Source organism: Leclercia sp. LSNIH1 (assembly GCF_002902985.1).
Classification (GTDB): Bacteria; Pseudomonadota; Gammaproteobacteria; order Enterobacterales; family Enterobacteriaceae; genus Enterobacter.
In genome coordinates this window covers 1321496-1333757 of the sequence record NZ_CP026167.1, presented here as the reverse complement: position 1 = coordinate 1333757, position 12262 = coordinate 1321496, and the positions used below count along the sequence as shown (strand labels likewise).

The 12262-nt window shown below is 46.9% G+C and carries 11 protein-coding genes; 7 read left to right on the top strand and 4 right to left on the bottom strand.

The window, feature by feature from the left end:
* The first annotated feature begins 13 nt into the window (after window positions 1-13).
* From C2U54_RS06705 to yjeJ, 5 genes are all read left to right on the top strand, one after another.
* Window positions 14-1030: a fimbrial protein gene (locus tag C2U54_RS06705; protein ID WP_103181015.1), complete on the top strand. Its 1017-nt coding sequence runs from the start codon at window positions 14-16 to the stop codon at window positions 1028-1030.
* 190 nt (window positions 1031-1220) lie between these two features.
* Window positions 1221-1586 (top strand): hypothetical protein, encoded by a 366-nt coding sequence (locus C2U54_RS06700; protein ID WP_103177942.1) that lies wholly within the window; start codon window positions 1221-1223, stop codon window positions 1584-1586.
* A 105-nt stretch (window positions 1587-1691) separates the two neighbouring features.
* Window positions 1692-2978, top strand: coding sequence for an HlyD family secretion protein (locus C2U54_RS06695; RefSeq protein ID WP_103177941.1), 1287 nt, complete (start codon window positions 1692-1694; stop codon window positions 2976-2978).
* Window positions 2971-5094 (top strand): peptidase domain-containing ABC transporter, encoded by a 2124-nt coding sequence (locus tag C2U54_RS06690; protein WP_103177940.1) that lies wholly within the window; start codon window positions 2971-2973, stop codon window positions 5092-5094. The genes C2U54_RS06695 and C2U54_RS06690 overlap by 8 nt, the downstream gene beginning before the upstream one ends.
* A gap of 20 nt (window positions 5095-5114) precedes the next feature.
* On the top strand, window positions 5115-5978 hold the full coding sequence (gene yjeJ / locus C2U54_RS06685; RefSeq protein ID WP_103177939.1) for a YjeJ family protein: 864 nt from the start codon (window positions 5115-5117) through the stop codon (window positions 5976-5978).
* A 51-nt stretch (window positions 5979-6029) separates the two neighbouring features.
* On the opposite strand, the gene C2U54_RS06680 is transcribed toward yjeJ, so the two are convergent.
* The 3 genes from C2U54_RS06680 to C2U54_RS06670 all read right to left on the bottom strand — a co-directional run bounded on the left by C2U54_RS06680 (window position 6030) and on the right by C2U54_RS06670 (window position 8505).
* A complete protein-coding gene (locus C2U54_RS06680) occupies window positions 6030-6383 on the bottom strand; it encodes a DUF4156 domain-containing protein (protein WP_103177938.1) in 354 nt (117 codons plus the stop codon).
* Between the two features lie 137 nt (window positions 6384-6520).
* Entirely contained in the window at window positions 6521-8167 is a 1647-nt protein-coding gene (gene groL / locus C2U54_RS06675) for a chaperonin GroEL (protein WP_103177937.1), read from the bottom strand.
* Window positions 8168-8211: 44 nt separating this feature from the next.
* Complete coding sequence (locus tag C2U54_RS06670; RefSeq protein WP_032616151.1) at window positions 8212-8505, bottom strand: co-chaperone GroES; 294 nt, start codon at window positions 8503-8505, stop codon at window positions 8212-8214.
* Between the two features lie 177 nt (window positions 8506-8682).
* On the opposite strand from C2U54_RS06670, the gene yjeH reads away from it, so the two are divergent.
* A complete protein-coding gene (yjeH, locus tag C2U54_RS06665; RefSeq protein ID WP_103177936.1) occupies window positions 8683-9921 on the top strand; it encodes an L-methionine/branched-chain amino acid transporter in 1239 nt (412 codons plus the stop codon).
* A gap of 89 nt (window positions 9922-10010) precedes the next feature.
* Here yjeH and C2U54_RS06660 read toward each other — a convergent pair whose 3' ends face one another.
* Entirely contained in the window at window positions 10011-10481 is a 471-nt protein-coding gene (locus tag C2U54_RS06660; RefSeq protein ID WP_103177935.1) for an FxsA family protein, read from the bottom strand.
* Window positions 10482-10816: 335 nt separating this feature from the next.
* Here C2U54_RS06660 and aspA point away from each other — a divergent pair, with 335 nt between their 5' ends.
* The gene (aspA, locus tag C2U54_RS06650) at window positions 10817-12253 is read left to right on the top strand and encodes an aspartate ammonia-lyase (protein ID WP_103177934.1); all 1437 of its coding nucleotides are present in this window, start codon (window positions 10817-10819) and stop codon (window positions 12251-12253) included.
* Window positions 12254-12262: the final 9 nt, after the last annotated feature.

Genomic DNA, 12262 nt, shown 5'->3' with positions numbered 1-12262 from the left:
GGGAGTTGAATTTATGAAGAAAGTATTATTTTTTTTGGGAATTATATTTTGTTATAGCGATGCTATGGCAAAGTGTACTTATGACGGCAGCAGCAAATTATTAACCCTTTCCATATCGCCTAAAATAGCGACCGACCCATCTATTCCGGTTGGTTCGGTATTATTCAGCAAGAAATTTGGTACTGGACATTATAAAACTTTCTCGTGTAGTAAGGTCTTGGGTGATCAGTATATAATTTCATCTACCGCCCCTGAAGTGCCGGGCGTTACTGGATTACAAGGGAAGCCCGTATATGCGACCGGTATTGACGGCATCGGTTTTCAGGTTTCAGATATTTTAGCCAGCAAAAATGGTTCGGTAAAACCTGCAGTTGTGGGATCAACGATAGTACCGATCGAAAAGTCTAATAATGATTATGAATTTATAACGATTTGGTTGATAAAAACCAAATCTGTTATTGACATATCTGGAACAAGTGCTGATGCATCAATCAATTTCTCTGTTGGCAATTTAGTCACTAACCCAAAACCTGCAGAGAGGACTTTAGTCAACGCAAATGTTAAAATCAGTAATATCACTTTTAAAGATAGCTCATGTGATATATCAGTTGCAGGCTCAAGTCAGGTAACACTAAATAGAATTGAAAAAAATACACTTCTATCAGTATCAAGAGGAGGAATAACTCCGGCTCAAAAAACGATTACTATGAATATACTTTGTCCAGCAAACGCGCTGGGTAACAAAGTAACCTATTGGTTCAACCCCATAACAGGAACCAGCGCATATGGTGATGGCATCATTGATAATATGTTAACTGGTGCCAATGCAGCAAGTAATGTAGGCATTATTTTCAAAAAAGATAACAAACCAATCGTTTTTTATGATATGGATAAATACTATATTAATAATGTAACAACATCTCAATCCTTTGCCTTTACAGCAGACTATTATAGATCGAGCAGCAATATCAACGAAATCACCACAGGAAATGTAAAAGCTATACTAGAAGTTGTCATTCAAGAAGAGTAAACAGATCCAAAATTAAAAAAAGAGATTGTGAAAATCTCTTTTTTTTTAGAAAACAAACGACCATTTAATTATATCTTAATATTTAATTTAGTTGCTCAACCTCATAGTAAAAGTTATATTTTCAGCAGGTCAGTTATTAGTGAATGGCCTAAAAGAAATATATTTTGACATACCACTTAAAGGATTAAACATGCAAAATTTAACTACATTTGAAATGGAAGCTATCTCTGGTGGCTATTCCTGGGATTTTTCTTCTCTCGGCTCAGCAATTACCAGTGTTGTGAGCAACGGTTTTGAAGCGGTTGCCTCCGGTTTAATTACTGGAGCAGCATTTGCTATGTATGGCTCAATCATTGGCGGCTCCCAGGGCGGTAACGGCGGTGGTCTGCTTGGCGTTGGCGCAGCTGGTCAGGGTGTTGGGATGATTTGGGGTCTGGTAGTCGGTGCCATTGGCGGCGCTATTTATGGCGCCATGGGCGGTTGGGATTTTGCTTTAGAGCAATCTTCTGCGGGCGCTAACGGTTTCTTTAGTGGAACCTTCGCTCCATGGAGCTAATGTATAACCGAATGGTTATATAAAAAAATAGTATAAATCCTTTTATACTTAAATAAGGCCTGATAATTCAGGCCTTTATTACTAAAGCAGAAATAAGTGGTAGTTATGCTGAGAAAAATTTATCGCAGGGAAGCGATTGAATATAAAAAAAATCACTGGAAAGGAAAGGCATTACTATTAGCAGGAATGCCAGCCTGGATAGTCACTCTACTGGCTTTTACTTTTATTGCTGTACTTGTTTTGTCACTTATTTTTTGCTCCTTTACCCAACGTATTGATGTTCGAGGTGAAGTTATCACTCTCCCTCACTCTGTTAACGTCTTTGCTCCTCAGCAAGGTTTTGTTGTTAATCAGTATGTCAAAGTGGGCGAAATTGTAAATAAAGGACAGCCGCTTTATAAACTGGACATTTCGCGTAGCACCATTAATGGTAACGTAAATACTGCGCAGATCGAAGTTATTGATCAAAAAATAGCGAATGCGGAAAATATAATTAGCAAACTTTCGCATAACAAATCAGAAACATTGCGTGCCATCGAAAAACAAATTGCAACTATAAAAGATTCACTGGAAGAAACTAGCCGCATGTTGATAAACACTCAGGCAGGGTTAAATAAAATGCATACTAACCTGGCCAGCTACGATAAGTATCTTAAAGATGGATTGATTACAAAAGACCAATATAACTATCAACATTCGTTATACTTTCAGCAACAAAGCGCTTATCAGTCTCTTGTTAGTCAAAAAATGCAGCTTGAAACTCAGCTTACACAAGCGAACAGTGATAAAGTTACTAAAGCGGCCGACTTTGACAATCAAATTTCTGGCCAGAACAATCAAATAAATGATTTTAAAAACCAATTAGTAGAGTCAAATGCAAATGGCAATATTATTATCAAAGCAACAATCGATGGTAAAATAGAATCTTTGGCCGTTACTAAAGGCCAGATGGTTGAAAATGGCAGCAGTCTTGCGCAAATTAAACCGACAGGAAACATTGAATATTACCTAATAATTTGGTTGCCAAATAACGCAATCCCCTACATTAAGAAAGGGGATATTATTAATATACGCTACGATGCATTCCCGGCGGATAAGTTTGGTCAGTTCCCTGGTGAAGTTCTTACGCTTTCATCAGTTCCTGCCTCGAGACAGGAGATGGCTGAATATACCAACGTAAGTAATGGTTCTAACCAGCAAGATTTAGCGCTTTATAAAGCCATTATAAAAATTAAAAATAAAGAATTTAATTATAATGGGAAAGTACTTACGCTTTCAAATGGTTTGAAGGCGCAGGCTGCGGTTTTCCTGGAGGAACGTCCTCTTTATATGTGGATGTTTACCCCTTTCTATAAAATTATGCAAAGCGTGAGCGGGCCGATTGATGAATAAAGAGATTTTTAAAACGATTATAAATAAACTTAACTTTTCAATCCGTCATAAAACACCCGTTATTTTACAGTCAGAGGCATCAGAATGCGGGATTGCCTGCCTGGCTATGATTTGCGGCTTCTACGGACTCAATATTGATCTATTTAATTTCCGCCACCGTTACGGCAGCCCTTCTCAGGGCGTAACACTAATGTCTCTGAGTAAAACAGCTGAGCATACTGGACTGAAAAGCCGGGCGCTTTCTCTCGATCTCGATGAAATAAAACAACTAAAGCTCCCCTGCATTATCCACTGGGGTATGAACCATTACGTTGTACTGACTAAAGTGCGTAAGAATAGCTTCATAGTGCATGATCCTGCTTTGGGCAAAAGAATTATTGGCATTCAGGAGATGTCCAACAACTTCACTGGCGTTGCGTTGGAGCTTTGGCCGGACAAAAATTTCCAGCAAGAGCATGCTAAGTCTCGTCTACGCCTGCTGGATCTTATGCGTAATATTGTAGGCTTGAAATCCGTCCTGCTAAAAATCTTCGCTTTTTCGGTAGTGGTTGAAGCTATCAGTTTATTATTACCGATTGGAACACAGCTGGTCACTGACCATGTTATTATGGCGCACGATCAGAGCTTACTGTCAGTTATCTGTATTGGTCTGGTGTTCTTTACTCTATTCCGCATGTTTATCAGCATGCTTCGGGCATGGACTTCATTGACGCTGAATACCCTCACCAATATTCAGTGGAAAACAACGCTCTTTGATCATCTGGCGAGTTTACCGTTATCCTTTTTTGAAAAACGGCATTTAGGTGACATTCAGTCTCGTTTCTCATCGCTGGATACTATTCGTGCAACTTTTACTAATAGTATTGTGACAGGCATTATCGACACAATAATGACCATTGGCCTGTTGGTGATGTTAACGCTTTATGGCGGCTGGCTGGTTTGGGTGGTTGTAGGTTTCACATTGTGCTATGCCATTATGCGATTCGCTACCTATAGTTTCTATCGTCGAGTTTCTGAAGAGCAGGTTATAAAGGGTGCTCGCTCCAGTTCACACTTCATGGAGTCACTATATGGTATTTCGACTATCAAGGCATTGAATTTAAAAGACCGTCGTTCACAGCACTGGTTGAACATTAATATCGATGCTTGTAATGCTGGTATAAAACAGACTCGTTTCGACATGATGTTTGGCGGTATCAATACTTTAATTACCTCTATCGATCAGGTTGCAGTGCTTTGGCTTGGCGCTATTATGGTGATTGAAAATAATATGACGCTCGGTATGTTTATGGCATTTAATGCCTATCGTGGGCAATTCTCCCAGCGAGCATCCAGTTTGGTCGATCTGGTCATGCAGTTGCGTATGCTGTCATTACATAATGAGCGTCTTTCTGAGATTGTTTTTAGTGAACCAGAAAAAGAGTTGCCTTCGCGGCGTATCTTTACAGAAAATTCCGGCGTTAAGTTAGAGGTAAAAAACCTTAGCTATCAGTACGATCCGTTCTCACAGCCAATTTTCTCAAATTTAAATATCATCGTCGAACCCGGTGAATCAGTGGCTCTGGTTGGCCCTTCCGGCGTGGGAAAAACTACGCTGTTAAAAGTTATGTGTGGCCTGCTGTCTCCGACAACTGGTGATGTTCTGGCGGACAACCTCGATATTCAGAAAATTGGGCTTAATAATTTTCGCCAGGGAACGGCCTGCGTACTCCAGGAAGACAGACTATTCTCAGGATCGCTTATTGAAAATATCAGCGGTTTTGAAGATAACGCAGATATGGATTTTGTTATCGAATGCGCACGTCGCTGTAACATCCATGACGAAATAATGAAAATGCCGATGGGATATGAAACCATTGTGGGTGAGCTTGGCTTAGGTATTTCTGGCGGCCAAAAGCAACGTATTTTGATAGCACGTGCACTTTATCGTAAGCCCAGCATTTTATTTATGGATGAAGCAACCAGCCATCTCGACCTTAAAAACGAATCTGCTATTAACCAGTCTATATCTGGTTTAAGTATTACCCGAATTATTGTTGCTCATCGGCCGTCCACTATTGCTTCAGCCGATCGCATTATTGATTTATCGCAACCCAATACACTAATTTCAGCGTAACAGCACACAAGGAGAGTCGCATGCAAGGTTCATTTATTGGTTTCAATACTGCAGGGATTAAATATGAAGGACGTTTTATGGCTCTCATGCTTAAAACCAAACTGCAAAATGAAATTTGCCATACATATTATTTTCAGGTTCAGATGCTGGCTGATTTACTATTAGTCCTTCAGAACAGAATGGTAGCAGTACTGCAGCGTCTCAATAATGAAGGCGAGGCTTATAAAACAGAACTTACTGCTTTTAATGAGCGCTTAATATCTAATACCCCAATGATCGACCTTTCGGAAATACAGCAACCAAACCCGGAAAAACGCGTAATGTCGATTACATTAAAACCAGGAGAGAGCTGGTCAACGCTGATCCTGGTACTTCAGAATGAACAGATAGTCTCGTTGCGTATTGATGATATGCAGGTAGAGGCGCTTTTAGTAGGAATTCAGCAGACGTTAAAAAATTGTGATGATAGTGATGTAACTCATTATTTGAGTTCAACGATGGATTTTCTGATGCTTTGTGCTGTAGATTTGACAAAAGCTCATGGTGTCGACTACCAATATTATTCTCCAGATGAGTGGAAACTTAATCTTTTTACGCACTCTTTGGCCATACTTTTTTGTTGCGATACGGACGAGGGTAAGAAAATTATTTCTGGTGCTTTAATTAAAACCAGCGCCCCACATCCATCAGAACATGAAAACAGCGTTATAATGCGCATGGCTGAAAGAAATCCAAAACTTATAGAAGTTCATACCCAGTGCCAGCCCAGCCAGATATTTAGCAAATACTTCCCTTCTGAGCCGGGTAAAATGATGACGCTGGAGGAGTGCATGCAGTATCTAAAGTCTTTTTATTCAGAAATAAATGCACAAATTAGCGCCTGATAGCTTTTATAAAAAAGGTGCCTCTCATCACTGAAAAAGGCACCAATCAAATCAGTTCGGGCACTTATAAACCTGGCCCTGCATTTCGCTGGCGGTCGGGACAAAACTCGACAGTAAACCCTGGGTTGGGCTGCTTACGCCATAAATCACGTTCCCGCCCATCTCCGCTGCATGATTACGCAGAGCGTTTGCCGCACCGCGCATTGAACCGCCCTCTTCGCCATGCTGCCCTGAAAGCCAGTTACTTTGTTTACCGGTTGCGGTACCGACCAGCTGACATTCACTGCCCGGCTTATCTTCTACAAAGCGAACGCTCTGCCCACCAGTAGAGAGTTCGTTACCGGAACTACACCCCGCCAGCAGCAACGCTGCCGCTACGATCCCTGCACCCACTTTAACGCGCATGTTATTCCTCGTTTTCAATAAGCTGGGCACGTGCTGCCCGCGTCTAAACCTTATACCTAAAAGATGACCAAAAGAAAAACCCCCGATCATTTCTGACCGGGGGTTTGTTCATTTCTGCGAGGTGCAGAACAACATGATTACATCATGCCGCCCATACCACCCATGCCGCCCATACCACCAGCAGCACCTAAATCAGGGGCATCGCCTTTTGGCAGGTCAGTGACCATGCACTCGGTGGTGATCATCAGGCCAGCAACAGAGGCCGCGTACTGCAGCGCAGAACGGGTCACTTTAGTTGGGTCCAGGATACCGAAGTCGATCATGTTGCCGTACTCTTCGGTAGCAGCGTTGTAACCGTAGTTACCTTCGCCCGCTTTCACCATGTTCGCCACAACAGACGGCTCTTCACCGGCGTTGGAAACGATCTGACGCAGTGGCGCTTCCATTGCGCGCAGCGCAACTTTGATACCCACGTTCTGATCTTCGTTCTGAGCGGTCAGGCCAGCCAGTTTCGCTGCAACGCGAACCAGAGCAACACCACCACCGGCAACCACGCCTTCTTCTACCGCAGCACGGGTCGCGTGCAGGGCATCTTCAACGCGGGCTTTCTTCTCTTTCATCTCAACTTCGGTAGCGGCACCCACTTTGATAACGGCTACGCCGCCTGCCAGTTTAGCAACGCGCTCCTGCAGTTTTTCACGATCGTAGTCAGAGGTCGCTTCTTCGATCTGCTTACGGATCTGAGTAACACGGCCCTGGATGGCATCTTCTTCACCCACGCCATCGATGATGGTGGTGGTGTCTTTGTTGATAACAACGCGTTTCGCCTGACCCAGGTCTTCCAGCGTCGCTTTTTCCAGCTCCATACCGATCTCTTCAGAGATAACGGTACCGCCAGTCAGGGTAGCGATATCCTGCAGCATCGCTTTACGGCGATCGCCGAAGCCAGGTGCTTTAACCGCAGCCACTTTCACGATGCCACGCATGGTGTTAACCACCAGCGTTGCCAGCGCTTCGCCTTCAACGTCTTCAGCGATGATAACCAGCGGCTTGCCTGCTTTCGCAACGGCTTCCAGAACTGGCAGCATTTCACGGATGTTGGAGATTTTCTTATCAGCCAGCAGGATGAACGGGCTTTCCAGCTCAACAGCGCCAGTTTCTGGCTTGTTGATGAAGTATGGGGAGAGGTAACCGCGGTCAAACTGCATACCTTCAACCACGTCCAGTTCGTCTTCCAGACCGGTACCGTCTTCAACGGTGATCACGCCTTCTTTACCGACTTTATCCATCGCTTCAGCGATCAGTTTACCTACGGTTTCGTCGGAGTTAGCGGAGATGGTACCAACCTGAGCAATAGCTTTAGAGTCAGAGCACGGTACGGAGAGCGCTTTCAGCTCTTCAACAGCGGAAGCGACAGCTTTGTCGATACCACGTTTCAGATCCATCGGGTTCATACCCGCAGCAACGGCTTTCAGACCTTCAGTGATGATAGCCTGCGCCAGTACAGTTGCGGTGGTGGTGCCGTCGCCTGCAGCGTCGTTCGCTTTAGAGGCAACTTCTTTCACCATCTGGGCACCCATGTTTTCGAACTTGTCTTCCAGCTCGATCTCACGCGCTACGGAAACACCATCTTTGGTGATGGTTGGTGCGCCGAAGGATTTATCCAGAACCACGTTACGGCCTTTCGGGCCCAGGGTCACTTTAACTGCGTCTGCCAGTACGTTTACGCCGCGCAGCATTTTCACACGAGCGTCGTTACCGAATTTTACGTCTTTAGCTGCCATTTTAATCTTTCCCTTAAATTCGTATGTTCAGTGTCGTTCGCGGATTACGCTTCAACAATTGCCAGAATGTCGCTTTCGGACATGATCAGCACTTCTTCATTGTCGATCTTCTCGGATTTCACACCGTAGCCATCGTTGAAAATGACGATGTCACCAACTTTAACGTCCAGCGGCTGCACATTTCCGTTTTCCAGAATGCGACCTTTACCGACAGCGATGATTTCGCCACGCGTTGATTTTGCTGCTGCAGAACCGGTCAGAACGATACCGCCCGCAGATTTGGTTTCAACTTCTTTACGTTTGACGATCACACGATCATGTAACGGACGAATACTCATTGATAGCTCTCCTTTGAGAAAGTCATTATCAGTTATGGGTGACGCCGGGCCGTAAGCGGTTTTCCGGCTAGTGCCCTGAGAGATGGGGATGGGGTTTTACCCCTTCAAGGGGTAGTCGAAAAAAAATTTGTGAAAGTGTTACCATCGCCTCTCTTTTGATGGCGGCAGGACAATGGAATGAGTGGACTCAAACAAGAGCTGGGACTCGCGCAGGGTGTTGGCTTACTTTCAACCTCTTTATTAGGCACGGGGGTGTTTGCCGTACCGGCGCTGGCGGCCCTGGTGGCGGGTGATAACAGTCTCTGGGCGTGGCCGGTGCTCATCGTGCTGGTCTTCCCGGTGGCGATTGTTTTTGCGCTTCTCGGGCGACACTTCCCGAGCGCCGGTGGGGTGGCTCACTTTGTCGGGATGGCATTTGGCCCGCGTCTGGAGCGCGTCACCGGCTGGCTGTTCCTTTCTGTTATCCCCGTGGGCTTACCTGCCGCCCTGCATATTGCGACGGGGTTTGGCCAGGCGCTGTTTGGCTGGCATGACGCGCAGCTCTTACTGGCTGAGCTGGGTACATTGGCCATCGTCTGGTGGGTCGGCTCACGCGGCGCCAGTTCCAGCGCCAACCTGCAAACCCTGGTGGCGGTGCTGATTGTGGCGCTGATTGCCGCTATCTGGTGGGCAGGGGATCTTCAGGTGACACAGATCCCCTTCCCTGCCTTAACCGATCTCGATCATTTGCAGCTATTCGCAGCCCTTTCCGTCATGTTCTGGTGTTTCGTCGGTCTTGAAGCCTTTGCGCATCTGGCCTCAGAGTTTAAACAGCCGGAACGTGATTTCCCGCGGGCGCTGATGATAGGGCTGCTGCTGGCAGGTACGGTCTACTGGGCCTGTACGGTGCTGGTGCTTCATTTCACTGCCTATGGTGCCGATATGGCTGCGGCAGCCTCGCTTCCCGCCATCGTGGTCCAGCTATTTGGCGTGAAAGCGCTGTGGGTTGCCTGCGTGATTGGTTACCTCGCCTGCTTCGCCAGCCTGAATATCTACATTCAGAGCTTTGCCCGGCTAGTGTGGTCCCAGGCGCTGTACAAACCCAAAAGCCCTCTCGCCCGCCTGTCCAGACGCCAGCTCCCGCTTAACGCCCTGAACGCGGTGCTGGGCTGCTGTGTGATAAGCACCCTGGCAATCTACTGGCTGGATATCAACCTCGACGCGCTTATCGTCTATGCCAACGGCATCTTCATTATGATCTATCTGCTGTGCATGCTGGCGGGATGTCGCCTGCTAAAAGGACGCTATAAAGTGCTGGCGATGATTGGTGGGGTACTCTGTTTACTGCTGCTGGCGATGGTGGGATGGAAGAGTCTGTACGCCATTGTGATGCTGGCGGGATTGTGGTGGTTCTTGCCGAAGCGTGGTGCGGTTTAATTAACGCCCGGCGGCGCTTCGCTTACCGGGCCTACAGAATCTGCGGTTTCGTAGGCCCGTGCAAGCGCAGCGCCGCCGGGCTACTGATATCAACGGTCGTCTTTATGGTCCAGGCGATCGCGCTGCTCATCCTTACGCTGATACTCCCCGTCAAAGGTCTCCCCACCGCCCGTTCCGGCGCTAAACCCGCCGCCCGGCATCCGGTTAAAACGCAGATGCGGCAGTAGCTTCAGGGTCAGGTGTTTCTGCACCGGCGGTAACAGCAACAGCAGCCCCAGGAAATCGGTAAAGAAACCCGGAAGCAACAGCAGCAGGCCGGCGATAATCAGCGACACGCTTTTGACCATCTCCGCTGCCGGACTCTCCCCGGCGGCCATCTTCTGCTGCATTAACAGGAAATTTTTGAAACCCTGGTTGCGCACCAGTGACATGCCAATCACCGATGTAAAAATGACCAGAACCAGGGTCAGCAGGACGCCAAACACGTGGGCGACCTGAATAAAAATAGAAATCTCTATATAAACATAAAGAAAGATTGCAGCTAACGGTATCCAGCGCACTGGCTTCTCCTGTGTGGCAGACGCCGTTATGGCCCCTGTCGGTAACAATTTGCGATTCGCGTCTGTCAGAAATGGAGGCGTTTAGTCAAAATTCAATCGGTTTGCACGGATATTTTTTCTGGAAATATTAAAGCGGTGATTCATTTCACAGATTGATAAATATCATGTCACCGGGTCCATAATAAGTGATCCAGGTTACGGCAATTCGCTATCATCAGCATATCATTCCGGGTATCTGGTCGATTCAGGGGATAATCGTCGGTCAGAAAATAGACATAACCACATATGTACTGTGCGTTTAGTACATCAATCGGCAGCTTGAAAAGAAGGTTCACATGTTAAACAACATTCGTATCGAAGAAGATTTGTTGGGTACCAGGGAAGTTCCAGCGGATGCCTACTATGGTATTCACACTCTGAGAGCGATTGAAAACTTCTACATCAGCAACAGCAAAATCAGTGATATCCCTGAGTTTGTGCGTGGCATGGTAATGGTGAAGAAAGCGGCAGCAATGGCAAACAAAGAGCTGCAAACCATTCCGAAAAGTATCGCCAATACCATCATCGCCGCCTGCGATGAAGTGCTGAACAACGGCAAGTGCATGGATCAATTCCCGGTGGACGTCTATCAGGGCGGCGCGGGTACGTCAGTGAATATGAATACCAACGAGGTACTGGCAAACATCGGCCTTGAGCTGATGGGCCACCAGAAAGGTGAGTACCAGTACCTGAACCCGAACGATCACGTCAATAAATGCCAGTCTACCAACGACGCCTATCCGACCGGTTTCCGTATCGCCGTATACGCTTCCATCGTGAAGCTGGTTGATGCCATTAACCAGCTGGGCGAAGGTTTCCAGAACAAGGCCGTCGAATTCCAGGACATCCTGAAAATGGGCCGTACCCAGCTGCAGGACGCGGTACCAATGACCCTTGGTCAGGAGTTCCACGCATTTAACGTGCTGCTCAATGAAGAGACCAAAAACCTGATGCGCTCCTCTGAGCTGCTGCTTGAGGTGAACCTGGGCGCAACGGCCATCGGTACGCGCCTGAATACCCCGGACGGCTATCAGCAGCTGGCGGTGCAGAAGCTGGCCGAAGTCTCTAACCTGGCGGTGGTGCCAGCAGAAGACCTGATTGAAGCCACATCAGACTGCGGCGCCTACGTGATGGTGCACAGTGCGCTGAAACGCCTGGCGGTGAAACTCTCCAAGATCTGTAACGACCTGCGCCTGCTCTCTTCCGGGCCGCGTGCCGGTCTGAATGAAATCAACCTGCCGGAACTGCAGGCGGGCTCCTCCATCATGCCAGCCAAAGTGAACCCGGTAGTGCCAGAAGTGGTTAACCAGGTCTGCTTCAAGGTCATCGGCAACGACATTACCGTTACCATGGCTTCCGAGGCGGGTCAGCTGCAGCTGAACGTTATGGAACCGGTGATTGGCCAGGCGATGTTTGAATCCATTCATATCCTGACCAACGCCTGCTACAACCTGCTGGAAAAATGCATCAACGGCATCACCGCCAACAAAGCGGTATGTGAAAGCTACGTCTATAACTCCATCGGTATCGTCACTTACCTCAACCCGTTCATCGGTCACCACAACGGCGACATCGTCGGTAAGATCTGTGCAGAAACCGGTAAGAGCGTGCGAGAGGTCGTACTTGAACGTGGCTTGCTGACAGAAGCCGAGCTGGATGATATCTTCTCGGCGCAAAACTTAATGCACCCGGCCTATAAAGCAAAAAGATATACGGATGAAAGTGAACAATAACAGTTCAGG